Raw genomic sequence first — 24900 nt, 5'->3', positions numbered from 1 at the left:
CCCCCGCCCGCCCGGGCGGGGGCCCGTCCCCCGGTTCTGGAGCCACCCGCGATGACCGCCGCCCCGCCCGCCCGCCCGCTGTTCGCCGCCCTCGACATCGGCGGGACGAAGATCGCCGGGGCGCTCGTCGACGAGCGCGGGGAGCTCTCCCACCGGCTCCAACTGCCCACCCCGGCGAAGGAGTCCGGCGCCTCCGTGCTGGCCGTCGTGCACCGGGTGCTCGACCACCTGGCCGCCGCCCCCGGCTGGGCCGCGGTGACCGCCGTCGGCATCGGCAGCGCCGGGCCGGTGGACCTGCAGCACGGCACCGTCAGCCCGGTCAACATCCCCGGCTGGCGGGCGTTCCCGCTGGTCGCCGAGGTCGCCGCGCACCCGGCCGTGGCCGGGCTCGGCGCCCCGGTGGCGCTGGCCGGGGACGGCGTCGCGATGGCGGCGGCGGAGCACTGGCGGGGCGCGGCGCGCGACGCCGCCAACGCGCTCTGCCTGGTGGTCTCCACCGGCGTCGGCGCCGGGCTGGTCCTGGACGGCGCGGTACGGCCCGGCCCCAGCGGCAACGCCGGGCACCTCGGCCACATCAGCGTGGACCTGGACGGCGACCCGTGCCCGTGCGGCTCGCGCGGCTGCCTGGAGGGCATCGCCGCCGGTCCGGCGATCGCCCGGCGGGCGCTGGCCGGGGGCTGGCGGCCCTCGGACCCGGACGGGGACCGCTCGGCCCGCGCCGTCGCCGCGGCCGCGCTGGCCGGCGACCGGGTCGCGCTCGCCTCCTTCGACCGGGCCGCCCAGGCGCTGGCGGCCGGCATCGCCGCCACCGCCGCCCTGGTCGACCTCGACCGGGTGGTGATCGGCGGCGGGGTCGCCGCCGCCGGCGCCCCGCTGTTCGACCCGCTCGCCCGCCACCTCGACCGGTACGCCGCGCTGCCCTACATCCGCGGCCTCGACGTCCGCCGGGCCGAACTCGGCACCGACGCGGGCCTGATCGGAGCGGCGGCGCTCTGCCGTCCGGCCCGGTCCGGGTCGTAGGGCCCCGCTCCGGCCGGCCCGGTCCGGGACGGGAGGCCCGGCCGGGCCTCCCCCCGGCCCCCTCACGAGAGACGCCCGCATGCCCACACCCACCCGTCCCCCGTTCGCCCCGCTCGCCAACCCCGTCCGCGCCTACGCCTGGGGCTCCGGCACCGCCATCCCCGCGCTCACCCGCACCCCGCCCACCGGTGAGCCGCAGGCCGAGCTCTGGATGGGCGCCCACCCGTCCGCGCCCTCGCTGCGGGACGACGGCGCGGGCCCGCGCCCGCTGGACCGGTTGATCGCCGAGGACCCGGAGGGCGAACTCGGGCCGGACGCCGTGAAGCGGTTCGGCCCGCAGCTCCCGTTCCTGTTCAAGGTGCTGGCCGCCGAGCGGGCGCTCTCGCTCCAGGTGCACCCCTCGCGGGCCCAGGCCGAGGCCGGCTTCGCCGCCGAGGAGGCCCGCGGCATCCCCCTCGACGCCCCGCAGCGCACCTTCCGGGACCGCGGGCACAAGCCCGAACTGATCTGCGCCCTCGGCGACTTCGAGGCACTCTGCGGCTTCCGGCCGGTGTCCGACACGGCCGGCCTGCTGGACGCGCTGGCCGTCCCGCTGCTCACCCCCTGGGCCACCGCACTGCGCCACCGGCCCGCCGAGGAGGTCCTGCCGGCGATGCTGCGGCACGTCCTGGAGGACGTCCGCCCCGGCCCGGCCGAGCTCGCCGCCGTCGCCGGGGCGCTGCGACGGGTCGCCGCCGACGGCGGGCCGTACGCCGCCGCCTGCGCCGCCTACGCGCGGGCCGCCCGGGACTACCCCGGGGACCCGGGCCTGGTCGCCGCGCTGCTGCTGAACCACGTCCGGCTCCGGGCCGGCCAGGCGCTCGCCCTCGGCGCCGGGGTGCCGCACGCCTATCTGCACGGCCTGGGCGTCGAGTTGATGGCCAACTCGGACAACGTGCTGCGCTGCGGTCTCACCGCCAAGCACATCGACGTGGACGGGCTGCTGGCGGTGACCTCCTTCCGGACCGGCGAGCCCCGCGTGCTCACCGCGTCGCCGGCCGGCCCCTGCGTCGCCCCGCCGGACGGCCCGGGGGCCGTCGACGCGGCCGGTGAGGGGATCGAGGAGGTGTTCCCCTCACCGGCCGAGGAGTTCCGGCTCTCCCGGCTGCGGCCCGCCGCCGCCCCCGCCCGGGTCGACCTGGCCGCGCCGCAGATCCTGCTCTGCACCGCCGGGCGGGCCCGGCTGCGGAGCGCGACCGGGCACACCCTCGACCTGCTGCCGGGCGGATCGGCGTACCTGCGTCCGTCCGGCGAGCCCGTCACCCTGGACGGCGCCGGCGCGGAGCTGTTCCGCGCGACCACCGGCTGAGGACTCGGGGCCGTCGCGGGTACCTCGGGCGGCTGTCCCGGGGGCGCCCCTGCGGGACGGCTCCGCCGGGCCGGTGACCACCGGACGCCCCGCACACCCGCGCCGCCGCCTGCGCGGTGCGTCCGGGTCGCGGGCGCCGGGCCCGGGCACCGGGCGGGTGCGTCGCAGTCGGCGGCGCCGTTGCCGCCGCTGCCACCCCTGCCGCCGCCGCGACGGCCACAGCCGTCCCGGGCCGTGCGGGCCTTCGGTGCCTGCGGGCCTTTCGGTCCCTGCTGTTCCTGCGGGCCTTTCGGTTCCTTCTCTTCCTGCAGGCCTTTCGGTACCCGCGGAACCCGCCGCCCTTCGGTGCCTGCGGTCCCTGCGGGCCTCTCGGTTCCCGCGGTACCCGCCGCCCATCGGTGCCTGCGGTCCCTGCGGGCCTCGCCCTGCTCAGGATGCCGGCAGCGCCATCGGTGCCGGCATCGCCGCCGTCAGCGCGCCGAGGCGCGACAGCGTCGGCGGGCGCGGTGCGCCGAGCCCGGCAGCGGGCCGCGCGATGCCAGCACCTGCACCCGCTGCGACGGCGCCGAGGACCGCGACTCGATCGGGGCCTCGCCCGGTACGAACGCCGAGAGAAAACGCCGCTCGGACTGGCTGAGTTTACGGGAACGGCCCGATTCCCGATCCCGCGCGACCACCACGGTGCGTGCCCGCATATAGGTGAGCGGATCGCGGCAGACATTCACCACCACATGGGCGGAACTTCGGCCCAGCTGCGCCACCGTCAGCCGTACCAGCAATGGCTCCGGCTGGTGGTGCAACTGCTCCAGGTAATCGATCTCGTGCCGTGCGATCAGGAATCCGGACGGAAAAAGGGATTCCCGGACGGCGACCTTGTGGTGGCAGAAGAGGTCGTAAATCCCCTCCTGGACGTAGGAGACCAGCCGGGCGTTGTTGATGTGCCCGTTCTCGTCCACGTCGCTCCACCGGGTGGGGCAGGTCAGGACATGTGCGTTGGAGTGCGGCGCGCTCACGGCTTCTTCAGCCCGGCATCGCCCTGGCCGCCCGCTCCGACGGGCAGCAGCGCCCGCCGCAACCGGGCGTAGTAGACGGCGTGTTCGGAGGCCATCCGGGCGGCCGTCCAGCCCTCCTCGGCCGCTTCGGCGGCGGCCTGGACGACCAGGCTGTCCAGCACGCCGTCGACGGCGCGGCAGAGCTCGGCCACCGCCGCCAGCCGCTCGGGGACGTCGGCGCCCCCGGTCCCGCCCCGGGCGGGGAAGGCCGCGAGCGAGTCCACGGCGAGCCGCAGCTCGTCCACCGCGACCGGCCGGATTTCCGAAAGGCTATTACCCACGAGTTTCTCCCGAATTAGTCAGAGCATTTGTCGGATGCGTTCGAACGGACCGGAGCGGCACTGACGCAGTCACGCACCCCCCGGTGGACTTGACGCTATCCCAGGGCGGGCACCGCATACGAGGTTTGCGCTGACCTACGGGAAACTGCCCACCATTGGAGTAGTTTGTCGGGGCATAAAATCTGCCGCATCAGCCGAATGCCACCCCGACGGTCACCCTGAGCGACGGTCAGCCGCCCCAACTGGCCCACCAGCGCGCCTTGTACACCTGTGTACCGCGCAACGTCCGGATGCCGTCCGGACGGTGGAGCCGGAGGACCGAGGTGCACCAGGAACAGGCCCCGGCGTGATCGGGGGCGGCGGTGAGCAGCCGCCCGGTGCCGGGTTCGTCGCCGACGCTCTTGATGTCGCGCTCCGCGGCCTCGTCGCCGAGCCGCACCCGGGTGAAGCGCCCGTCGGCCGGGTCGTACTGCCACAGGTGCGCGGCGGTGCTCAGCCAGAACCGGCCCGGCGCGGCGAGCACCGGCGCGAGGTCGTGGCCGCCCCGCTCCGGCAGCGCGACCCTGCGGACGGCGGTGAGCACGGGTGCGGCCGGTGTGCCGCCCACCCGGAGCGCGGTGAGCGTGTCGTCCCCCACCGCCCAGAGCAGCCCGGTCCGCCCGTCCCGGTGCACCGCGTGCGCGCCCGGCAGCGGGTACGCCGCGTGGGCGGTGCTGCGCGGGCCCTGCGAGGCGGCGTAGAGCCGGACCCACCCGCCCTCGCTGGCCGCGACGGCGACGTTGCCGTCCGGCAGCAGCTCCAGGCTGTGCGGGTTGGCCGCGCCGGTGTCGGCGGCCCAGTACGTGCCGCCGGTCGCGGTGTCGACGGCCGCCACCAGCCCGCCGGAGGCGGCGGTCAGCAGGAAGCGCCTCCCGCCCCGCACCCGGCTCTTCGCCTCGTCCGGCATCGACCAGCTGTGCTCCGGGGCGAGGTCGGCGAGGTCCGGCGCGCGGTCCGCGCTCCACGACCACACCACCGGCAGCCGGTCCGGCCGCCGATAGGCCATCAGCTCCTCGGCGCTCTGCAGGAGAAGCACGCTGCGCGTCTCCTGGTCCACCACCACGACCGCCCACCCGGGCCGCCCGGGCGCGGCCGAGGCCGTCGGCGCACCGAGCCCCAGTGCCACCGCCAGCCCGACCGCTCCCACTCGCCATCTGCGCACCCGCACCGTCCCTCCGCCGTCAGCGACTCCGGGACCACCGTGCGTCGTTGCCGCCGCCGCTGCCACCGCGGCACGCCCGAACGGCGCCGGGCCGTCCGGGTGCGACCGCGGCGCCGCTCAGTGCCGCCCGGAGATGGCGTCCGCCAGCCGGGCGAGCGGCGAGCTGGTGGGTCGGCCGGTGGACTCCTGGCGGTCGGCGGCGTGGTACGCGGCGTAGAGGGCGTGGACGCCGAGCCAGCGCAGCGGCTCGGGCTCCCAGCGGCGCACCGTGTGACCGACCCAGGGCAGCCGGGTGAGCTCGGTGTCGTGGCCGAGGACGAGGTCGCGCAGGGTGCGGCCGGCCAGGTTGGCGGTGGTGACGCCGCTTCCCACGTAGCCGCCGGCCCAGCCGAGCCCACTGGCGCGGTCGAGGTCCACCGTGGCGCACCAGTCGCGCGGGACGCCGAGCACGCCGGCCCAGGCGTGGTCGATCCGGGCGCCGGCGGCGGCCGGGAAGAAGCTGTCGAGGATCTCGCGCAGCTGCCGGACGGTGGCCGGCTGGGTGGTCCCGTCCGCGTCGGTCCGCGAGCCGTACCGGTAGGGGACGCCGCGCCCGCCGAGGGCGATCCGGTCGTCCGCGGTGCGCTGCGCGTACATGTAGGCGTGGGCGAAGTCGCCGAGGACCTCGCGGCCCGCCCAGCCGGCCCCGGCCCAGAAGGACGGCGGCAGCGGTTCGGTGGCGATCATCGCGGAGTTCATCGGCAGCCAGGTGCGCCGCTCGCCGCGGAGCGCCGCGGTGAAGCCCTCGGTGGCGCGCAGCACGTGGTCGGCGGTGACGGTGCCGTGCGGGGTGACGGCGCGGGCGCGGGAGCCGGCGGTGGCCGGCTCGACGGCGGTGACCGGGGTCTGCTCGTGGATGCGGACACCGAGACCGGCCACCACCCCGGCGAGTCCGCGCGCCAGCTTCGCGGGCTGGACCCGCGCGCCGTGGGGCGTCCAGGTGCCGCCGAGGGTGCCCGCGATCCGGATCCGCTCGCCGGTCTCGGCGGCGGTCAGCAGGTGGATGCGGTCCGCGCCGTAGGAGCGCTCGGCCTCCGCGAAGGCCCGCAGCCGGGCCAGCTGGGCCGGGGTGCGGGCGACCTCCAGGACGCCACCCCGGACGAGGTCCGCCTCGATGCCCTCGGCCTCGACGGTGTCGGCGACCTCGCCGACCGCCGCGTCCATCACCCGCTGCATCGCGGCGGCCGGGCCGGGCCCGTACCGGCGGGCGAAGGCCGCTCGCCCGGCGAACCCGTTGTAGAGCCACCCGCCGTTGCGCCCCGAGGCGCCGTAGCCGCAGAACCGGCGCTCCAGCAGGGTGATCCGCAGCCCGGGGTCGGCCTTCTTGAGGTAGTACGCCGCCCAGAGCCCGGTGTACCCACCGCCGACGATGCACACGTCGGCGTCGGCGTCGCCCGGCAGCGCGGGCCGGGGCTCGGGCAGCCCGGTCTGCGCGTACCAGAAGGAGACGCCGCCGTTGACGGCCGGGGATTCGTCGCCGGTGCGGCCCACGGGAACCTGCCTTCGCTCGGTGATCTCCCCGGACGCTATGCCGCCGCACACCGCCGGGGCCACCGACACGGTGGCAGGATCCGCCTGCCCGGCCCTGCACAGTGTCAGAGCCGCCGGGCGGGCGGCGGCGATCGGCTGCCGTGCGGATGTGGCACATGCCAATCGACAACCAGAGTTACCCTGGAGGAGCTTCGACAACTAGAGTTACCACCATGTCGACACCTGAGATCACCGCCACCGAGCGGACGGCGCTCGACCGGATCCTCCTCGACGCCCTCGACCCGCTCGCCCCGGCCATGCGCGCCCGGGCGACCGGCTACGCCGCGGACCGCCGGTGGGCGGCGGACCCGGCCGAGGTGGCGCCGGCCGTCCTCGGCACCTGGAACGTGGTGGACCAGGAGGTCGAGCGACCGACCGCGACGGCCGCCCGGACCGCCGCCTCCTACGGCGCCGGCCACGAACGGCTCGGCGCGGCCCGGGGCCTCACCCGGCCGGGTGCCCGCAGGAAGTGGCCCGACGCCGTCGACGGGCCGGCAGCCGCGCCCCCGACCGGCAGCAGCCTCGAACTGTTCGGCGGTACGGCCGAGTTGTTCGCCGACGCGGCTTCGGGCGGCTGGCGGTGGAGCGCCCGGGGCGCCGACGGGACGCGCAGCAGGGAGGCCGGCTCCCCCACCGCCACCAAGGAGGAGGCCGCCGCCCACGCGGGAGCCTTCCTGAAGCAGCACTCCGTCACCGACGCCCCCACCGACGCCCCTACCGACGCCCCACCGGCCGCCGACCGGTCCGACCGGCCCGCCGCCGGGTGACGGCCGGAGCACCACGGGCCGGACCGGCGGCAGCACCTGCCGACCCGGCCCCGCGGCACGTCAGCGGGACGCGCCCGCGCCGATCGTCGAGCCCTCGACGGGTGCGGACAGCGGGATGCTCTCCCCCGCGAAGCCGGTCTTGACGAACTGCCAGGTCAGACCGTTGATCACACCCTGACCCAGCGGAGCCAGTTTGCCGAAGGCCGGCTGGCTGAGGTCGATGTGGGTGGAGTCGCAGGACGGACACTTGTCCTTGACCGGGACGGTGACCGTCTTGCCCTGGTAGGTCACCTTGACCGATATGCCCTTGCAGAGCGGGTCGTTGTTGGGGTTGGCGCTGGTCCACCAGGTGTGCGAGACCGCCACCAGCATCTGGTTCCCGGCGTTGATCTGGGTGCCGCAGGCGCCGTAGCCGGCGTCGTTGTAGTACGTCGCCTTGCCGGTCATCGGCTTGTTGATCGGGATCGCGGCACTGGCCGAGCCCGCGGTCAGGGCGATCAGGGCGGCGGCGGCGAGCGGAGCGCCGGCCAGGATCCTGAGGTTCTTGACGACTCGCATGGTTCCCTCCGATTGTCGGTGCGGACGGCATGACCGAGTACGGGCGGGGCCGACGGCCCTGCGGGAGCTCCCGAGCAGGCCGAATCGCCTGCGGTGCAGTGGAGTTCGGACACGTCCGGCCCGCCCAGGGAAGGACCGTATGCCCGGCCCGTCGATGAGGTCCATACCTTTGATGTGTTGTCATGAACACAAGGCAGGAAGCTTTACGAAAGCGGCCGAAGGCAGGACGATACGTGACCGCAGCACGGGGTGACGCGTTGTCAGGTCACGCGTTCCACTCCCCGGAGGCCCCCTTGCGCACCCCGCCCCGCACCTCGCCCCGCACCTCGCCCCTCGTCCCGCTCCGCACCGCCCTCGGCGCCGCCCTGCTCGGCGCCGCCGTCCTGACCGGCGCCATCGCGGCCACCGCGACCACGGCGGCCGCCGCGCCCGCCGGGGCGCGGGAGGTGAACCAGGGCTACAGCATTCCGGTCGGCGGGGTCACGGACCTCGGCGCCCTGCCCGTGCTCAGCAGCCTCGGACTGGACTTCGCCCGCCTGCTCGGGCAGTGAGCCGGCGCCCCTGACCCCGCCACCGCCGCAGCGGCCGACCACCGCTGCGGCGGCCGCGCTCAGGCCCGGCCCCGCACCCCCGGCACCGCGACCGCGAACAGCGCACCGGAGAGCGGGTGTTCCTCGCTGCGAGCCGTGGTGATGTACAGCGTCTCCAGCTCCGGACCGCCGAAGGCGCAGCTGGTCGAGCGCGGCACCGGGACCTCCACGGTGTCCAGCAGACGGCCCTCCGGCGAGAGGCAGTGCACGGCCCCGCCGTCCCAGAACGCCACCCAGAGGTTCCCGGCCCCGTCCAGCGTCATGCCGTCGGGCATCCCCGGCAGGTGGGAGACGTCCAGCGAGCGGATCCGGCGGCCGACCGGGCCGTGTTCGGGGTACTCGTAGAGCTCGATCCGCCGGGTCGGGGTGTCGATGTGCCAGAGGCGGTCCGGCTCGGGCCAGGCCAGGCCGTTGGGGATGGCCAGGCCGTCCAGGATCGGCAGCACCGACCCGTCCGACTCCAGCCGGTACAGCGACCCCGGCAGCCGGGGCTCCGAGCGCTGCATCGTGCCGGCGACCGGCCGGCCGTACGGGTCCCGCTTGCCGTCGTTCATCCGGCGCTCCGGCCGGTCGGCCTCGACGGCGGCGAGCAGCTCCGTCCGGCCGGTGGCGGTGTCCAGCGCCTCGAAGCCCCTCTCGGTCGCGAGGACCGGCCGGCCTTCCGCGGCGAGCATCAACGTGCCCGGGGTGACCTCCAGTTCGAGCGACGTGACCCGGCCGCTCGGCCGGTGCAGGGTGAGCACCCGGCGGTCCGGAATGCCGATCCAGTGCAGGCTCCGGGCGGTCGCGTCCCAGATCGGCCCTTCACCGAGGGCGAGGCAGGGGGTTTCGGCAACGGGCTCGGCACGCATGGGCTTCTCCTCGGAACTGGGCGACGGGGTCGACGGGACGGGGTCGGCACGGCAGGACTCCGGGAAGCATCGCACCCGCCCGCCACCCACGACCCCCGAGCCTCACGGCCGGGTCGGCGGTCCACCACACCGGACCACCGACACACCGCCCGCGGCAGCACCGCCACCGACCACGCCGGCACCACCCGGAGGCTCAAGCGCCCGACGGGGAAGCGGCAATGCGGACGCGCACTGGGGCGTCAATCACGACTGGATCCCAGCGTGACTGACTGCCAGGAAGGGATTGCCTATCGTGCCGGCCCCGCCGCTCCCGACGTCGCCAACACCCCGTGCGGACCCGGCGTTCGCCGGGCCGGGCCGCTCAGGGAAGCAGGCGTGTCTCGGCGGCCGGCAGGTGCTTGGCCCACCAGTGGTCGTAGCGGCGGTAGACCCCGGGGTCGCGGTCGGCGAGGAACGCCGTGAGCGACCCGGCCTCCGTGGCCAGGCCCTTCCAGACGTGGCCGGGCAGCGGGTGGAAGGCGGTGGCCTCGATGCCCCCGTCGACGGCACGCCAGACGCCCGCGACGTAGCCGTCGACCAGGAGTGTGGGCAGCACGTCGCCGTTCACCCGCGTCACGAGCTTGCGGTAGGGGGGTGGGACGACCCGGCTGCGGTCGTCGTGGGCGAGCAGGGTGCTGTCCCACATCGCCATCAGCCGGGGCGGAGCGGGCGTGGACTCGGCCGGCCGTGGCGCGCCGGGGGTGTCGTACAGCACCGTGCCGTCGGGCCCTGCCAGCTGTTCCAGCTCGTCGGTGAGCGCCTGCACCGCCGCCCTGACCCGGGCCCGGCCGACCAGCGCGAACCGGGCCATGTCCGCCACCGACGCCGGGCCGAAGCCCTCCAGGTACCGGCGGACCAAGGTCTTTAGGCCCTCGGACGCGACCTCCGGGCCGGCCGGCGCCGGCCGGGTGCCCGCCGCCACGTACGGCGGCCGGGTGTCGAACGCCCAGGGGCCCCCGGTGGGCACGTGCCACAGCGGGGCGTACTGCCGCAGCATCCGCCAGGCCGCCGGATCCAGCGGTCCGCCCAGCCGGTTCTCCAGCCAGCCCCCGAACTCGGCGTTGGTCCGCGGCCGGTCGGCGAAGTCCAGCAGGTCCGGGAGCACGGCCCGGGCGTCGTCGGCGTCGAGCCCGGATGCCGTGAAACGGGAGTCGCCGAGCCTGGACGCGCGCAGGGTCGGCTCCATGGCCTCGCGGAAGGCCCGGTAGTCCTCGCGGTGGACGGTGTGCAGCGTGATCCGCATCAGCGTCGTGCGCACCGTCCGGAAGTCGGCCTGGGCCGCATCGAGGTCGGCCGGGTCGAAGTCGCTCAGCCGGTTCCACAGCGCGAGGTACGGCGAGGCGGGCTGCTGCGCCTGGAGGGCGACCACACGTCGTACCGCCTCGACGGCGTCGAGCCGCTCGCGGCCGAGCAGCAGCTGCCGGGCGAGCGTGGCACGGTTGAGCGCACGCGCAGTGATCGTCATGCGGGGATTCTCCCGCTCCCCCGGACCGCGGGAAAGCCGGCGGGCCCGGGGCCCGCCGCCCGGTCCGGGTTTCTTGCGCTCCGAGAGTTAATAACTGCGACACGCCCGCGACAAGGTCGAATACGGTCGGGACGTACGCCGGACATCGCCCGGACATCGGCCGCAACAGGGCTTCATCGTGCCGCAACACCCGTTCCCAGCAGGCAGAACGGTGATTGACAGCAGGCCTCGGACTTCAGCACCATGAGCGCCGAGCCCACTCGCAGCACGCCGGAAGGAGGGCCGATGACCACCGTTCGCCGCGTCCAGAGCCCTTCCTGTCCCCGCCTCTGCGTTGCCCTCCGCCGTTGTTGTCGCGGAGCGCTCGCCCGCTGATCCGGTAGCCCGGACCGGCCCCCTCGCACGGCCCGCCCGTGCCCTCGTGTCCAGCGCCACCCGCCCGCCGTGCGCGCCCCGCGCCGTGCTGCGGCGTGCCCCCGACCGGCCGCGGACCCGTGGGCCCGGCGGCCGCTCCGCCCTGCACCCCGCCCGCTCCAGCTCCCTTCCCGTGCCCCGAGAAAGCCGAGGATCCGCCATGACCGCTGCCCTCACCGACCTCCGCATCACCCCGGCCGCCGGCCGGATCGGTGCGATCGTCCACGACGTCCGCCTCGGTGGCGACCTGTCCGCCGGGACCGTCGCCGCCGTCGAGGCCGCGCTGTACCGCCACAAGGTGCTCTTCTTCCGCGGCCAGGAGCACCTGGACGACGCCGAACACGAGGCGTTCGCCCGCCTGTTGGGCCAGCCCGTCGGCCACCCGACCGTCCCCAGCGCCGACGGCCGGTACATCTTCGAGCTCGACGCCACCAAGGGCGTGCGCGCCAACAACTGGCACACCGACGTCACCTTCGTACCGTCCTACCCGAAGGCGTCCATCCTCCGCTCGCTGGAGCTGCCGCCCGCCGGTGGCAGCACGGTGTGGGCGAACACCGTCGCCGCCTACCAGGACCTCCCGGCGCCGCTGAAGGTGCTGGCCGAGAGCCTGCGCGCGGTCCACACCAACGACTACGACTACGCGGCGAGCCTGGCCCTGCGGCCCGAGCTGGCCGACAACGCCGAGATCGCCGCGCTCTTCCGCCAGGTGTTCGTCTCCACCGCCTTCAAGACCGAGCACCCGGTGGTCCGGGTCCACCCGGTGACCGGCGAGAAGACCCTGTTGCTGGGCGCCTTCGCGCAGCGCATCCAGGGTGTCTCGGGGGCGGACAGCCGGGCCCTGATCGAGCTGTTCCAGCGGTACGTGGAGCGGCTGGAGAACACCGTGCGCTGGGACTGGCAGGTCGGCGACGTGGCGATCTGGGACAACCGGGCGACCCAGCACTACGCCGTCAACGACTACGGCGACGAGCCGCGGCTGGTCCGCCGGATCACCCTGGACGGCGACCTGCCGGTGGGCGTGGACGGCACCCCGAGCCGGCTGCTGGAGCCGACCGAGCCGCCGAAGGTGGCCGGCCTGGTGCCGGCGGCGGAGCTGGAGGCCGCCGCCCTCCAGGGCTGACCCGCGCCGGCCCTCCCACCGGTCCACCCCTGACGACACCACCCCCTGACGACACCACCCGTGAAAGGCCCATCGATGTCGGACACGCTCCCGCGCCCCGCCCTGCGGATCGGGGACGAGCGGCGGGACGTCAACGCCGCCGCCGTGCTGCGGACCGTGCTCGACCACGGGCCGGTCGCGCGCAGCCGGGTCGCCGCGCTCACCGGCCTCAGCGCCTCCGCGGTGTCCCGGCAGGTGGTGGACCTCATCCGGCTCGGACTGCTCGGCGAGCGGCCCGAGTTGACCGGCGGGGTGGGCTCGGTCGGCCGGCCGCAGCAGCCGGTCGACATCGACACCGACCGGCTCGCCGTCGCCGGGCTGCACATCGGGGTCCCGTACACCACCTTCGCGCTGCTGGATCTGCGCGGAAACGTGCTGTACCGGCAGGAGTTGAGCAACCGCGGCCGTACCGGGTACGCGGTGCTCAAACCGCTGCTGGAGCGGCTGCCCCGGCTGCTCGCCACCGTGCCCGGCGGCCGACGGGTGGTCGCGCTCGGCGCCGTCACCGGCGGCGCGGTGGACCCGGAGCGCGGCATGACGGTGCGTCATGACCCCTTGGACTGGCAGGACATGCCGCTCGGCGAGCTGCTGGCGCAGGCCAGCGGGCTGCCCGTCCAGGTGGACAACCACGCCCGGGCGCTCACCCAGGCGGAGATCCTGTTCGGCCACCCGGCGGCGCGCCGCAGCATGGTCCAGCTCTTCGTCGGCCACGTGGTCGACGCCGCGCTCGCGGTGGCCGGGGTGGTCCACCTCGGACCCGCCTCGGCCACCGGGGACGTCGCGCACCTGCCCGTCCCCGACAGCGACGCGCTCTGCCACTGCGGCCGGCTGGGCTGTCTGGCGGCAGCGGCCTCGGACACCACGCTGTTCGAGGCGGCCGCCGCGGCCGGGGTCACCGAACGGCCGGACCGGGCCGGGCTGGTGGCCGCGGTGCGGGCCGGCGATCCGCGCGCCGACCGGCTGGTCCGCCGGCGGTCCGAGGTGATCGGCCGCGCGCTGGCCCTGCTGGCGGACGTGGTCAACCCGGACCTCGTGGTGCTGACCGAGACCTTCGCCGTGCTCGACCCCGCCTACCTGGACGTGGTGCGCGCCGAGTTCGCCCGCCGCTCGCACCTGCGTCGGGACGCCGACCTGGTGATCGCCCAGCGGCGCGGCCCGGACGCGCTGGCCGTGGCCGCCGGGGCCGCGGTGCTGGGCGTGCTGTACGCCCGGCCGCTGCAGGCGACGGCCGCGGCCGCCCGGACGCCGCCGACCTGGCACGGGCTGCTCCGGTAGCCGCCCACCGCCGACCGACCGCTCCCGCCCGCGCCACCCCTCCTCCCGCTCGCCCGCCCCTCCCGAAGGACCCGCCATGACCGCGTTCACCTCCCCCTCCCCCTCCGGCCTCTCCCGGCGCGCCCTGCTGCGCGGGGGCCTCGCCGGGGCCGGCCTGCTGACGCTGGCGGCCTGCCGCTCGGCCGCGGACACCGCCTCCTCCGCCGCGAGCGGCTCGGCGACCCCGCGGCGCGGCGGCGTCCTCACCGTGGGCGCCGGAATCGACTTCACCCCGAGCCTGCTCTTCGCCCAGAGCGCCAACACCCTCGTCCAGCGCCTGGTCTTCAACACCCTGACCCGCTACGACGACCAGCTCCGGCCGCAGCCCGAACTGGCCACCTCCTGGCAGGTCGGCGCGGACGGCACCAGCGTCACCCTCAAGCTCCGCGACGACGTGCTCTTCCACAGCGGCCGCAGGTTCACCGCCGACGACGTGGTGTTCGCCGTCAAGAACCTGCAGAACCCGGCCCGTTCGGCCCAGCTGCGCTCGACCGCCGCCGCCGTCACCGACTTCCGCAAGAACGGCGACTTCGAGCTGACCCTCGTCCTCGCCCACCCGGTCAGCAACCTCTTCGACCTCTTCGAGTTCATGATCATCCCGGACTCGGCCAGCGTCGAGGACGCCGTCGCCGGCACCAGGCTGATCGGCACCGGCCCGTTCACCTTCACCGAGCGCAAGCCCGGCAGCTCGATCACCTTCGCCCGCAACGACAAGTACTGGAACCCGGGCCGCCCCTACCTCGACGGGGTCGAGATCCGGATCGTCCCGCAGGCGGAGTCGCTGCTCTCCTCGCTCAAGACCGGCCAGACCCACCTCTCCTACGGCATCCGCGGCAAGGACGTGGCCACCCTCAAGGACGACCCGCAGTTCCGGATCAAGCAGTACGACACCGGCTCCGGCGCCTACTACATCGGCGCCAACCTCACCGCCGAGCACGTCGGCGACAAGCGGGTCCGCCAGGCCATCGCCTGGGCGGTGGACCGCGACCGGCTGGTGCAGCAGGCGCTCGGCGGCTACGGCACCGTCTCGGCCGCGCCGTGGCCCAAGTCCTCGCCCGCCTACACCGAGGCCAACGCCACCCGCTACAGCCACAACCCTGACAGGGCGCGGCAGTTGCTCAAGGAGGCCGGGGTCGGCCCGATCACCCTGCCGTTCGCGCACTCCAACGACCCGGGCAACACCGCGATCGCCCAGATCCTGCAGTACGACCTCCAGCAGGTCGGCATCGAGACGGTGCTCCAGCCCACCGACTCCCCCACCATGCAGAAGCAGCTCATCGCGCAGTCCATGCCGGCCCTGTGGACGCTCAGCCACGGGTTCGCCCAGCTCCAGCCCGCCACCCTCGCGGTCAGCGCCTACCCGTTCAACGAGGCCAAGAACAGCTCGCACTTCGGCTCGCCCGCCTACACCGACATCGTCCAGAAGGCGTGGAACCGCTCGGACAGCGACAGCCCCGAGGCCAAGGCGCTCTACCAGCAGATCACCGACGTGCTGCTGGACGAGGAGTTCGTGATCGACCTCGCCATCGGCGGCCTGGTCGAGGTGGCCGGCCAGAAGGCCCGGGGCACCGACCTCAACAAGTTCGGCTACCTCAACCTCGACGACGCCTACCTGACGGCCTGACCGATGCGCACCTTCCTGCTCAGGCGGCTCCCCTCCGGGCTGCTCGTCCTCGCCCTCGCCTCCTTCCTGGTCTTCCTCATCCTGCGGCTGATCCCCGGCGACCCGGCGACCTCGCTGGCCGGGCCCGACGCCGGGCCGGAGGCCGTCGCCGCGATCCGCGGCCGGCTCGGCCTCGACCAGCCGCTGCTCACGCAGTACCTCGGCTGGCTCGGCGACCTGCTCACCGGAAACCTCGGGCCCAGCTACGCGATCGGCGGCCAGATCTCCGACCTGATCGGCAACGGGCTCGGCGCCACCGCCCAACTCACCCTCGGCGCCCTGCTGCTGGTGATCGTGATCGCAGTGCCGCTCGGCGTGCTCGGCGCGACCACCCGCCGCCGGCCGGTCGCCGCGGCCGTACGCGCCTTCACCACCGCCGTCCTGGCGGTGCCGCCGTTCGTCACCGGCGTGCTGCTGGTGCTGCTCTTCGCGGTCACCCTCGGGCTGCTGCCGGCCGGCGGCCACGAGTCCCTGCTCGACCAGCCGGACCTCGCCGTGCAGTACCTGCTGATGCCCGCCGTCTGCCTGGCGCTGCCGAGCGCCGCCGTCCTCGCCCGCTACCTCAAGGACGGCCTGGAACGCGCCCTCGCCGAGGACTACGTCCGCACCGCCACCGCCCTCGGCGTCTCCCGCCGACGGATCGTCTGGCAGCACGCGCTGCCCAACGCGCTGCCGTCCACGATCACCGTGCTCGGCCTGCAGATCGGCCAACTCATCGCCGGGGCCGTATTGGTGGAGCGGATCTTCGCCTGGCCGGGCCTCGGCCAGCTGATCGAACAGGGGGTGATCCGCCGCGACTACCCGGTCGTGCAGGACCTCCTGCTGCTGATCGTCGCCGTCCATGTCGCCGTCCAGCTGCTCACCGACCTGGTGTACGCGTGGCTGGACCCCCGGATCCGGTGGGAGTGACCGATGACCGCCCTGACCACCCCGAGCGTCGGCGCGCCGCCGCGCACCGCCCGCGCCCGCCGCAACCGCTACCTGGCCGGTCTGCTCACCGGGCGCGGCCTCACCGGCCTCGCCCTGGTCGGCGTGATCGCGCTGGCCGGCCTGTTCGCGCCGCTGCTCACCGACCTCGACCCCAACGCCCAGAGCGCCCTCGCGCTCGCCGGCCCCAGTGCCGACCACCCCTTCGGCACCGACGACCTGGGCCGCGACCTCTTCAGCCGGGTGCTGCACGGCATCGGCACCGACCTCGCGATCACCTTCAGCGCCGTACCGGTCGGCGCCTTGCTCGGCTGCTCCTTCGCCCTGCTCGCGGCCTCCTCCCGGTGGGCGGACGTCACCGTCCAGCGCGCCTTCGACCTGCTGCTCGCCTTCCCCGGCATCATCCTGGCGCTCGCGGTGACGGCCGTGCTGGGCCCCGGCCGCTGGCCGGTGCTGATCGTCATCGCCCTCGCCGAGATACCCGGCTTCGGGCGGCAGTTGCGGGCCGGCATCCTGGTCCAGCGGGAGCGCGAGTACGCGCTGGCCGCCCGGGTCGGCGGGGCCTCCCGGCTCCGGGTGCTGCTGCGCCACGTCGTCCCCAACGCCGCCGACCCGCTGATCGTGCAGACCGCCGTCGCCCTCTCCATCGGCGTCTTCATCGAGGGCGCGATGAGCTTCCTGGGCCTGGGCGTCCGCCCGCCGGAGCCCACCCTCGGCTCCATCCTCAGCCAGTCCGTCGCCTACCTCTCCACCCACCCCGCCTTCGCGGCCGCCCCGCTGGCCGCGACCACCGCGCTGGTGCTCGGCTTCACGCTGATCGCCGAGGCCCTGAACAGGGGGATCCGCCGTTGAGCCGCCCAGTCCTTCGGGTACGCGATCTGACCGTCGAGTTCGACGCCACCAGGGCCGTCGACGGCGTCGGCTTCGAGCTGTCCGCCGGCGAGACGCTCGGCCTGGTCGGCGAGTCCGGCTCCGGGAAGTCGACCACCGCGCTGGCACTGCTGCGCATGCTGCCGGCCGGCGGCCGGATCACCGCCGGCTCGGTCGAGCTGGACGGACAGGACCTCGCCGCGCTGCCCGAGTCCGCGCTGCGCGGCCTGCGCGGGCGGCGGATCGCGATGATCTTCCAGGATCCGATGTCCTCGCTCAATCCGGTGCTCACCGTCGGCAAGCAGCTCGACGAGGCCCTGCGGGCCCACGGCGGCGCCGGCCGGGCCCAACGTGCCGCCAGGGCCACCGAGTTGCTCGACCTGGTCGGCATCCCCGGCGCCGCCGACCGGTTGGGCGACCACCCGCACCAGTTCTCCGGCGGCCAGCGCCAGCGCATCATGATCGCGCTCGCCCTCGCCAACGACGCCGAGGTGCTGGTCGCCGACGAGCCGACCACGGCGCTCGACCCGACCGTCCAGCAGCAGATCCTCCAGTTGCTCTCCCGGATCAACCGGGAGACCGGCACCGCCCTGGTGGTGATCAGCCACGACCTCGGCGTGATCGCGCAGACCTGCCGCCGGATCCTGGTGATGCGCGAGGGCCGGGTGGTCGAGCGCGGCCTCACCGGCGAGGTGCTCGCCGCGCCCCGGCACCCGTACACCAAGCAGCTGCTGGCCGCCGTCCCCCGGCTGGAGGCGCCCTCCGAGGCCGCCGCCAACAGCCTGCCGGGCCCCGAACCGCTGCTGACCGTCCACGGGTTGCGCAAGACGTACGGCCCGCGCCGGCGGCCGGTCGCCGCGCTGGACGGCGTCGACCTGGAACTGCACCCCGGCGAGACGCTCGGGCTGGTCGGCGAGTCCGGCTCCGGCAAGTCCACGCTGGCGCGCGCACTCGTCCAGGTGCACGCGCCCTCGGCGGGCACCATCCGGTTCCGGGGCGCGGAACTCGGCCGCGACGGCGGCCGGGCCGCCCGGCGGGAGCTGCAGATGGTCTTCCAGGACCCGTACTCCTCGCTCAATCCGCGGATGACGGCGGGCCGGATCATCGAGGAGCCGCTGATCGCGCACGGGCTCGGCGGCGCGGCCGAACGCGCCGCACGGGTCGCCGAGCTGCTCCGACAGGTCGGCCTGGACCCGGAGTCGGCGGACCGCCACCCGCGCGCCTTCTCCGGCGGGCAGCGCCAGCGGATCGGCATCGCCCGCGCGTTGGCGCCCCGGCCGAGCGTGCTGATCTGCGACGAGCCGGTCTCCGCCCTGGACGTCTCGGTCCAGGCCCAGGTGATCGAGCTGCTCGCCCGGCTGCAGCGCGAACTCGGCCTGGCCGTCCTGTTCATCGCCCACGACCTCGCCGTCGTCCGCCAGGTCAGCCACCGGATCGCCGTGATGCACCGCGGCCGGATCGTCGAGACCGGCCCGGCCGACCGCGTGGTCACCGCGCCCGAGCACCCGTACACCGCCGAACTCCTCGCCGCGGTACCGCGCCTGGACGCCGTCGGCCCCACCCTCAGGAGCACCGTATGAGCACCACCCCCGAGCCCGGCCGCGAGGCCGCCCCCGGGCCCGCGCACGACGCCGGCCGCCGCGACCCGTACGCCGGCTTCGCCGGCACCGTCGGCCGCACCTTCGGTACCTCCACACCCGCCTGGCCGCAGCCGGTCCGCCCGCGCGAGGGGGCGCCCAACATCGTCGTCGTGCTGATCGACGACATGGGCTACAGCGACATCGGGCCGTTCGGCGCCGAGATCCCCACGCCGACCCTGGACCGGCTCGCGGCGGGCGGCGTCAAGCTGGCCAACTACCACACCATGCCGCTCTGCTCGCCCGCCCGGGCGGCACTGCTCACCGGCCTCAACCCGCACCGGGTGGGCTACTCCTTCGTCGCCAACGCCGACCCCGGCTTCCCCGGCTACGGCATGGAGGTGGCGGCGGACATCCCGACCCTGGCCGAGACGCTGCACGACAACGGCTACGCCACCTACGCCGTCGGCAAGTGGCACCTGACCCGCGACTCCGCCTCCAACGCCGCCGACAACCGCGCCAACTGGCCGCTGCAGAAGGGCTTCGACCAGTACTACGGCGTCCTCGAAGGCCTGACCAGCCTCTTCCACCCCCACCAACTCGTCAGCGACAACAGCCCGTTGGACATCGACGAGTTCCCGGACGACTACTACTACACCGACGACATCACCGACCGGGCCATCGCCATGGTGAAGTCGCTGCGCGCGCACGACGCCGACAAGCCGTTCTTCCTCTACCTCGCGCACAACGCGGTGCACGGCCCGCTCCAGGCCAAACCCGAGGACCTCGCCCGGCACCGCGGCCGCTACGACGGCGGCTGGGACGAGCTGCGCGCCGCCCGCTTCGCCCGCCAGCTCGCCGCCGGCCACTTCCCGGCCGGCACCGAGCTGCCCGACCGCAACGCCGAGGCCGGGTACGACGTCGGGCCCTGGTCCGAACTCACCGACGTCCAGCAGAAGGTGTACGCCCGGTACATGGAGGTGTACGCGGCGATGGTCGACAACGTCGACCAGAACCTCGGCCGGCTCACCGACACCCTCGCCGCGCTCGGCGAACTCGACAACACCATCATCGTGTTCACCTCCGACAACGGCGGCACCGGCGAGGGCGGCGCCGAGGGCACCCGCAGCTACTTCAGCCGCTTCGTCCACCACCCGAACCTGCCGGCCGACTGGAACCCGGACGTCGAACGGGAGATCGAACTCATCGGCGGCCCGCAGAGCCTGGTGCACTACCCGCGCGGCTGGGGCATGGCCTCCAACACGCCCTTCCGCCTCTACAAGGGCCAGACCTACGCGGGCGGCGTACGGGTGCCGTTCGTGCTCTCCTGGCCGGCCGGCCTGCCGCGCGCCGGGAGCGACACCGGGGTGCGGCCGCAGTACCAGTACGTCACCGACGTCCTGCCCACGCTGCTCGAACTCGCCGGTGTGGAGCGGCCGTCGGAGCGCTCCGGGCAGCCGGTGCAGTCGCTCGACGGGATCAGCTTCGCGCCGGTCCTGCGCGACCCGGCGGCCGCGTCCACCCACTCCGAGCAGTACTGCGAGATGACCGGCAACCGCAGCTACTACCGGGACGGCTGGAAGCTGGTCACCCTGCACCGCTTCGGCGCGCCCTACGACGACGGCGAGTGGGCGCTCTACGACCTGCGCACCGATCCGACCGAGATCCACGACGTGGCCGCCGAACACCCGGACCTGGTCAAGGAGTTGTCCGCCGCCTGGGAGGCGGCCGCCTGGCGCGACGGCGTCTTCCCGCTGGCCGACGGCAGCGGTGCGCTCGCCCTGCGCGGCCCGGAGGCCGAGCGGCTGCGGCGGCCGGTCACCCTGCTCGCGGGCACCCCCGAGCTGGAGCGGTACCGCTCGTCCCGGCTGATCTCCTTCCGCTCCTTCCGGATCGAGGCCGAGCTGACCGCGCACGGCGCCGGTGACCAGGGCGTGCTGGTCTCGCACGGCGACCAGGGCGGCGGCTACAGCCTGTACGTCGAGGACGGCCGGCTGCGGTTCGCCTACAACCAGTACGGCGAGCTGTTCGAGGCCGACGGCGGCCCGCTCGCGCCGGGCGCGCACCTGATCACCGTCGAGGCCTCGGCGGTGGCGGACCTCAGGTGGGAGTTCCGCCTGCTGGTCGACGGCGCCGAGGGCGGGCGGCTCGGGCCGGTCCACCAGCTGATCGGCATGGCACCGTTCCAGGGGATCAGTGTCGGCGTGGACCGCAAGTCCCCGGTCTCCTGGCCGGTGTACGAGCGGCACCGCTCGTTCCGCTACACCGGCGCCCTGCACGCGGTCACCTACCGGCCGGGCGAGCCGGCGCCGTACGACCCCGAGACGGTCGCCCAGGCCCTGCGCGAGGCCGCGGCGGCCTTCGAGTAGCCGCGGCGGTACCTGCGGCGGCCGCGGCGACCCACTGAGCAGCGGCGGCGACCTTCGGCCAACGGCCGGCCGCCCCTCCTCCGGGGCGGGCCGGCCGGGTTAAGCTCGCCGTCGTACGCATGCCACACATTCAGGGGGGACCTGTGATCGGCGAACTGCTTCCCGCATCGGTCGTGGTGGAGACCGCCTACGACGATCCGCCGCAGGCGCGGCTGGAGCCCGCCGAGGAGGCGGTCGTCGCCCGCGCCGTCGAGACCCGGCGGCGGGAGTTCACCACCGTCCGGCACTGCGCCCGCCTCGCGCTCGGCCGGCTCGGCGTCCCGTACCGGCCGCTGGTGCCCGGCCTGCGCGGCGCGCCGAGCTGGCCCGACGGCGTGGTCGGCAGCCTGACGCACTGCGCCGGCTTCCGGGGCGCGGCCGTGGCCCGCGCGGGCGAGGTCGTCTCGATCGGCATCGACGCCGAACCGGCCGAGGCCCTGCCGGAGGGCGTGCTCGACGCCATCGCGCTCCCCACCGAGCTGGAGCGGAACGGCAAGCTGCTCGCGGACCACCCGGGGCTGCCGTGGGACCGGCTGCTGTTCAGCGCCAAGGAGGCCGTCTACAAGGCGTGGTTCCCGCTCACCGGCATCTTCCTGGACTTCTCGGAGGCGGACATCACGCTGCGTCCGGACGGCACCTTCCACGCCGTCCTGCTGGTCCCGGGCCCGGTGGTGGACGGACACCGCCTCCCCGGGTTCGACGGGCGGTGGGCCGTCCGCGACGGCCTGCTCGCCACCGCGATCACCGTCCTGCCGGGCGCACGGGGGTAGCGCACGGGGTGGCGCACGACGGCCCGGGCCCTGCGCGGAGGCGCTGCGAACGCGAACGGGCAGCGCGGACCGGGACGGGCCGGATCGGACAGTGCCGAACCGGACAGTGCCGAACCGGGCAGCGCCGGCTCGGGACGGGCCCGGTGCGGGAAGGGCCGGATCGGCCGCCTGGGGTTCCGGCGGCCGGCCCGGCTCAGAGTTTGAACAGCTTGTCGTAGGGCTGCACGACTCGCACCTGGTGCGAGCCGAAGTCGACCAGGACCGCGCCCTGGCCGGCCGTCTCGGTGCTGATGATGCGGCCCAGACCGTACTGGTCGTGGGTCACGCGGTCACCGGCGGCGAACTCCTTGAGCGGCGGTGGAACCTCGGTTCGGAAGGGACTGGTGGGCAGGTGGCGTCTCGGCGCAGGTGATTTCGTCATCCCTGGAAGTATGCGCCCAGTTCGCGGTCCCGGGCCGCACCAGGTCACCGAATTCCAGGATCCGAGCGGGCCGCCCGGCCGCACGGCGCCGGCCGGCACGAGGGCGCGGAGCGGGCGGCGGCGCCCGCCGGGGCTCCCCGTTCCCACGCCGTTCCTGCCGCGTTCCTGCCGCGTTCCGGCCCTGTTCCGGTGCCGTTCCCGCCCTCACGCCGCCGCCGGGCGGCCCGGCCGGGAGCCGGCCGCCACCGCCCGCGGCTCCCCGGAGCGCTTCCCGTACGGGGTGGGAGAGTTCGGACGGTCCCTTGACAAACCGGGCTCCGGCCGGTGGGGCGTTCGGGCGAGCCGCGCCCGGTGGCTCAGGCCAGGACGTCGGAGAGGCGGACGAAGCGGCGGCCCGCCGCCAGCAGCTCCGGCAGAGCCGCCGCGAAGCCGGGGGCCGTCCCGCCGCCCGGGTGGTTCATGTGGGCGATCACGATCGCACCGGGCGGCGCGGCCGCCACCTCGCGCCGGACCTGCCCGGCGGCGAAGGTGGCACCGCCGTCGCCGTTGACGGTGAAACCGGCCACGCGTTCGCCCAGCCCGGTGACGATCCGGGTCGCGACGTCGTCGTAGTGGGCGGTGCCGGAGCGGAAGAAGCGCGGCGGCCGGCCGAGCAGGGCGGTCAGCTTCGCCGCGTTGCCCGCGATCTCGTCGTACACCTCGCCCGCGTCCCGGGTGCCCCTGATCCCGTACGCGGAGCGGCCGGCGACGGAGAGCGGGCGGTGCGCCGTCCCGTGGTTGGCGATCTCGAACAGCGGATCACCGGCGAGGCCCTCGAACTCGGCGGGGTTGGCGTCGACCCAGCGGGCGTTGAGGAAGAGGGTCGCGGGGACGCCGTTCGTCCGGAGCAGGTCGATCAGGTCCGCGTCGTAGCCCGAGCCGCCGGGGCCGCCGCAGGCGTCGAAGGTGAGCGCCGTGGCCAGCTCCCCGTCCGGCAGGCCGGTGATCACCCCGGGCACCTCCAGGCCCCACTCCTCGGGCGCGGCGTCCCCGTAGCGGGCCACCACCTCGGCCCGGCCGCCGGCGGGGGCGGGCATCGGCGGCTCCGGCGCGGCGGGCGGCTGGGCGACGGCGGGGCCGGGGGCGGGCGGTGCGGAGGTGGGCGGGGCCGTGGTGGGCGGGGTCGTGGTGGACGCTGCGGAGGTGGGTTCTGCGGCGACCGCCGGGGCGGTGGAGGCGCCCGCCGTGGCCACGGCCTGCGGCCCGCGCCCGGCCCTGGCGACCGGCTGACACCCCGCCAGCGCACCGCCCGCCGCCAGCACCAGGACCGTCCGACGACTCAGCCCCATGCCCGTTCCTCCAAATCGTCATAAGGTCTGACAAATAGCCCGTCTGCTTCTATGAATACCGATCGGCGGACACCCGCAACTCCACGCCCCGGACGCCCCGCCGCTCCCCCGGCCACGAGCGCCGCCCGGGCCGCGGGCGGAACAGGAAGTCGGCCGGTCCGACCTCCTACTCCGGACAGCCCAGCAACGCCCGGCCACCGGGCCCGCCGACCGAGGAGCCCCGATGCCCGAACGGCACCCCGCCGACCCGAACCCGCGCGACCCACACCCGGCCGCTCCGCGCTCCGCCGACCCCGTCCGCACCGTCGTGACCGGGCTCGCCCTCGGCGAGTCGCCCCGCTGGCACGACGGCCGGCTCTGGTTCTGCGACTGGGGCGCACAGGAGCTGATCACGGTCGGCGGCGACGACCGGGCCACCGTGGTCGCCGCCGTCCCCTCGTTCCCGTTCTGCATCGACTGGCTGCCCGAGCCGGACGGCCGCCTGCTGATCGTCGCCGGCGGCGACCGGCGCCTGCTGCGCCGCGAGCCGGACGGCACCCTGACCCCGTACGCGGACCTGCGGCCGCTCTCCGACCGGCCGTGGAACGAGGTGGCCGTCGACGGTCGCGGCAACGCCTACGTCAACGGCATCGGGTTCGACCTGATGGGCGGCGAGGCCCCCGCCCCGGGACTGCTCGCCCTGGTCACCCCGGACGGCACGGTCCGCCGGGTGGCCGACGACCTGGCCTTCCCCAACGGCATGGCCGTCACCCCCGACGGCTCGACGCTCCTCGTCGCCGAGTCCTACGCGAGCCGGCTCACCGCCTTCACCATCGGGCCCGGCGGCGAACTGACCGACCGCCGGGTCTGGGCCGAGGTGGCCGGCTCGGCACCGGACGGCATCTGCCTGGACGCCGAGGGCGCGGTCTGGTTCGCCGACGTCCCGGGCCGCTGCTGCGTCCGGGTCCGCGAGGGCGGCGAGGTGCTCCGGCGGATCGAGCTCGACCTCGGCTGCTTCTCCTGCGCCCTCGGCGGCCCGGACGGCCGGACCCTCTTCGTGACCGCCGCCGAGTGGCCGCCGCCGCAGGGCGTCCGCACCGGCCGGCTGCTGGCCGTCCGGGTCGACGTCCCGGGGCAGCTTCACTGACCCGCCCCACCCCGGTGGGGCCCGGCTCACCGGCGGTTCACCGGCGGGGGTAGGGAGGCGGGCGTACCGGCCGGGTGCCCGCCCGCCGCCGGTGTCCGCCCGAGACCGGAGGCTCCGATGACCGACCGCGACACCGACCGCCCCGCCGACCACGACGCCGACACCCCCGCCGGGGCCGCCCG

General features: G+C 75.1%; 22 protein-coding genes. 13 read left to right on the top strand and 9 right to left on the bottom strand.

The genetic code is table 11. The features are described from left to right. Positions 1-51 precede the first annotated feature (51 nt). Together ACWDRR_RS01200 and manA are read left to right on the top strand one after the other, a co-directional pair. Complete coding sequence (locus ACWDRR_RS01200; protein ID WP_449770072.1) at positions 52-1020, top strand: ROK family protein; 969 nt, start codon at positions 52-54, stop codon at positions 1018-1020. A 79-nt stretch (positions 1021-1099) separates the two neighbouring features. Then, entirely contained in the window at positions 1100-2368 is a 1269-nt protein-coding gene (gene manA / locus ACWDRR_RS01195) for a mannose-6-phosphate isomerase, class I (RefSeq protein ID WP_449770071.1), read from the top strand. A gap of 470 nt (positions 2369-2838) precedes the next feature. On the opposite strand, the gene ACWDRR_RS01190 is transcribed toward manA, so the two are convergent. From ACWDRR_RS01190 to ACWDRR_RS01175, 4 genes are all read right to left on the bottom strand, one after another. Beyond that, positions 2839-3381: an acyl-CoA thioesterase gene (locus ACWDRR_RS01190; protein WP_449770070.1), complete on the bottom strand. Its 543-nt coding sequence runs from the start codon at positions 3379-3381 to the stop codon at positions 2839-2841. Then, positions 3378-3701, bottom strand: coding sequence for a hypothetical protein (locus ACWDRR_RS01185; protein WP_449770069.1), 324 nt, complete (start codon positions 3699-3701; stop codon positions 3378-3380). The genes ACWDRR_RS01190 and ACWDRR_RS01185 overlap by 4 nt, the downstream gene beginning before the upstream one ends. 229 nt (positions 3702-3930) lie before the next feature. After that, on the bottom strand, positions 3931-4902 hold the full coding sequence (locus ACWDRR_RS01180; RefSeq protein WP_449770068.1) for a DUF6528 family protein: 972 nt from the start codon (positions 4900-4902) through the stop codon (positions 3931-3933). A 117-nt stretch (positions 4903-5019) separates the two neighbouring features. Next, entirely contained in the window at positions 5020-6432 is a 1413-nt protein-coding gene (locus ACWDRR_RS01175; RefSeq protein WP_449770067.1) for an NAD(P)/FAD-dependent oxidoreductase, read from the bottom strand. Between the two features lie 212 nt (positions 6433-6644). On the opposite strand from ACWDRR_RS01175, the gene ACWDRR_RS01170 reads away from it, so the two are divergent. Next, the gene (locus ACWDRR_RS01170; RefSeq protein ID WP_449770066.1) at positions 6645-7238 is read left to right on the top strand and encodes a hypothetical protein; all 594 of its coding nucleotides are present in this window, start codon (positions 6645-6647) and stop codon (positions 7236-7238) included. A gap of 60 nt (positions 7239-7298) precedes the next feature. Here the strand turns inward: ACWDRR_RS01170 and ACWDRR_RS01165 are convergent, their stop codons facing one another. After that, positions 7299-7796: a cysteine/serine endopeptidase inhibitor gene (locus ACWDRR_RS01165; protein ID WP_449770065.1), complete on the bottom strand. Its 498-nt coding sequence runs from the start codon at positions 7794-7796 to the stop codon at positions 7299-7301. 293 nt (positions 7797-8089) lie between these two features. Between ACWDRR_RS01165 and ACWDRR_RS01160 the strand changes: the two genes are divergently transcribed. After that, a complete protein-coding gene (locus ACWDRR_RS01160) occupies positions 8090-8347 on the top strand; it encodes a hypothetical protein (protein ID WP_449770064.1) in 258 nt (85 codons plus the stop codon). 59 nt (positions 8348-8406) lie between these two features. Here ACWDRR_RS01160 and ACWDRR_RS01155 read toward each other — a convergent pair whose 3' ends face one another. Together ACWDRR_RS01155 and ACWDRR_RS01150 are read right to left on the bottom strand one after the other, a co-directional pair. Then, positions 8407-9237, bottom strand: a complete 831-nt coding sequence (locus tag ACWDRR_RS01155; protein WP_449770063.1) for an SMP-30/gluconolactonase/LRE family protein — start codon at positions 9235-9237, stop codon at positions 8407-8409. Between the two features lie 361 nt (positions 9238-9598). After that, on the bottom strand, positions 9599-10741 hold the full coding sequence (locus tag ACWDRR_RS01150; protein ID WP_449770062.1) for a winged helix DNA-binding domain-containing protein: 1143 nt from the start codon (positions 10739-10741) through the stop codon (positions 9599-9601). Positions 10742-11315: 574 nt separating this feature from the next. Here ACWDRR_RS01150 and ACWDRR_RS01145 point away from each other — a divergent pair. From ACWDRR_RS01145 to ACWDRR_RS01110, 8 genes are all read left to right on the top strand, one after another. After that, the gene (locus tag ACWDRR_RS01145; protein WP_449770061.1) at positions 11316-12275 is read left to right on the top strand and encodes a TauD/TfdA dioxygenase family protein; all 960 of its coding nucleotides are present in this window, start codon (positions 11316-11318) and stop codon (positions 12273-12275) included. Positions 12276-12350: 75 nt separating this feature from the next. Beyond that, a complete protein-coding gene (locus tag ACWDRR_RS01140) occupies positions 12351-13589 on the top strand; it encodes an ROK family protein (protein WP_449770060.1) in 1239 nt (412 codons plus the stop codon). Between the two features lie 76 nt (positions 13590-13665). Further along, positions 13666-15252, top strand: coding sequence for an ABC transporter substrate-binding protein (locus ACWDRR_RS01135; protein WP_449770059.1), 1587 nt, complete (start codon positions 13666-13668; stop codon positions 15250-15252). Between the two features lie 3 nt (positions 15253-15255). After that, positions 15256-16200 carry an ABC transporter permease gene (locus ACWDRR_RS01130; protein WP_449770058.1) on the top strand — a complete coding sequence of 315 codons (945 nt, stop codon included), beginning with the start codon at positions 15256-15258 and terminating at the stop codon, positions 16198-16200. A gap of 3 nt (positions 16201-16203) precedes the next feature. Next, positions 16204-17070 carry an ABC transporter permease gene (locus ACWDRR_RS01125; RefSeq protein ID WP_449770057.1) on the top strand — a complete coding sequence of 289 codons (867 nt, stop codon included), beginning with the start codon at positions 16204-16206 and terminating at the stop codon, positions 17068-17070. Further along, a complete protein-coding gene (locus ACWDRR_RS01120; RefSeq protein ID WP_449770056.1) occupies positions 17067-18668 on the top strand; it encodes a dipeptide ABC transporter ATP-binding protein in 1602 nt (533 codons plus the stop codon). Before ACWDRR_RS01125 ends, ACWDRR_RS01120 begins: the two co-directional genes overlap by 4 nt. Further along, the gene (locus ACWDRR_RS01115; protein ID WP_449770055.1) at positions 18665-21034 is read left to right on the top strand and encodes an arylsulfatase; all 2370 of its coding nucleotides are present in this window, start codon (positions 18665-18667) and stop codon (positions 21032-21034) included. Before ACWDRR_RS01120 ends, ACWDRR_RS01115 begins: the two co-directional genes overlap by 4 nt. A gap of 143 nt (positions 21035-21177) precedes the next feature. Then, positions 21178-21843 carry a 4'-phosphopantetheinyl transferase family protein gene (locus ACWDRR_RS01110; protein ID WP_449770254.1) on the top strand — a complete coding sequence of 222 codons (666 nt, stop codon included), beginning with the start codon at positions 21178-21180 and terminating at the stop codon, positions 21841-21843. Positions 21844-22036: 193 nt separating this feature from the next. Here ACWDRR_RS01110 and ACWDRR_RS01105 read toward each other — a convergent pair whose 3' ends face one another. Continuing rightward, entirely contained in the window at positions 22037-22264 is a 228-nt protein-coding gene (locus tag ACWDRR_RS01105) for a hypothetical protein (protein WP_387879548.1), read from the bottom strand. Positions 22265-22620: 356 nt separating this feature from the next. Further along, positions 22621-23592 carry a polysaccharide deacetylase family protein gene (locus ACWDRR_RS01100; RefSeq protein ID WP_449770054.1) on the bottom strand — a complete coding sequence of 324 codons (972 nt, stop codon included), beginning with the start codon at positions 23590-23592 and terminating at the stop codon, positions 22621-22623. Positions 23593-23815: 223 nt separating this feature from the next. Here ACWDRR_RS01100 and ACWDRR_RS01095 point away from each other — a divergent pair, with 223 nt between their 5' ends. After that, positions 23816-24718, top strand: coding sequence for an SMP-30/gluconolactonase/LRE family protein (locus ACWDRR_RS01095; RefSeq protein WP_449770053.1), 903 nt, complete (start codon positions 23816-23818; stop codon positions 24716-24718). Positions 24719-24900 lie beyond the last annotated feature (182 nt).

The sequence above is a fragment of the Kitasatospora sp. NPDC003701 genome (genome assembly GCF_053587085.1).
Note: the sequence above shows the minus strand (reverse complement) of the source record. Positions and strands in the feature narration are given on the sequence as shown.

Excerpts from the sequence above, each read along its gene's own strand:
- ACWDRR_RS01200 (WP_449770072.1), top strand. The coding sequence starts at position 52 with ATGACCGCCGCCCCGCCCGCCCGCCCGCTGTTCGCCGCCCTCGACATC.
- manA (WP_449770071.1), top strand. The coding sequence starts at position 1,100 with ATGCCCACACCCACCCGTCCCCCGTTCGCCCCGCTCGCCAACCCCGTC.
- ACWDRR_RS01170 (WP_449770066.1), top strand. The coding sequence starts at position 6,645 with ATGTCGACACCTGAGATCACCGCCACCGAGCGGACGGCGCTCGACCGG.
- ACWDRR_RS01165 (WP_449770065.1), bottom strand. The coding sequence starts at position 7,796 with ATGCGAGTCGTCAAGAACCTCAGGATCCTGGCCGGCGCTCCGCTCGCC.
- ACWDRR_RS01155 (WP_449770063.1), bottom strand. The coding sequence starts at position 9,237 with ATGCGTGCCGAGCCCGTTGCCGAAACCCCCTGCCTCGCCCTCGGTGAA.
- ACWDRR_RS01150 (WP_449770062.1), bottom strand. The coding sequence starts at position 10,741 with ATGACGATCACTGCGCGTGCGCTCAACCGTGCCACGCTCGCCCGGCAG.
- ACWDRR_RS01145 (WP_449770061.1), top strand. The coding sequence starts at position 11,316 with ATGACCGCTGCCCTCACCGACCTCCGCATCACCCCGGCCGCCGGCCGG.
- ACWDRR_RS01140 (WP_449770060.1), top strand. The coding sequence starts at position 12,351 with ATGTCGGACACGCTCCCGCGCCCCGCCCTGCGGATCGGGGACGAGCGG.
- ACWDRR_RS01135 (WP_449770059.1), top strand. The coding sequence starts at position 13,666 with ATGACCGCGTTCACCTCCCCCTCCCCCTCCGGCCTCTCCCGGCGCGCC.
- ACWDRR_RS01130 (WP_449770058.1), top strand. The coding sequence starts at position 15,256 with ATGCGCACCTTCCTGCTCAGGCGGCTCCCCTCCGGGCTGCTCGTCCTC.
- ACWDRR_RS01125 (WP_449770057.1), top strand. The coding sequence starts at position 16,204 with ATGACCGCCCTGACCACCCCGAGCGTCGGCGCGCCGCCGCGCACCGCC.
- ACWDRR_RS01115 (WP_449770055.1), top strand. The coding sequence starts at position 18,665 with ATGAGCACCACCCCCGAGCCCGGCCGCGAGGCCGCCCCCGGGCCCGCG.
- ACWDRR_RS01105 (WP_387879548.1), bottom strand. The coding sequence starts at position 22,264 with ATGACGAAATCACCTGCGCCGAGACGCCACCTGCCCACCAGTCCCTTC.
- ACWDRR_RS01100 (WP_449770054.1), bottom strand. The coding sequence starts at position 23,592 with ATGGGGCTGAGTCGTCGGACGGTCCTGGTGCTGGCGGCGGGCGGTGCG.
- ACWDRR_RS01095 (WP_449770053.1), top strand. The coding sequence starts at position 23,816 with ATGCCCGAACGGCACCCCGCCGACCCGAACCCGCGCGACCCACACCCG.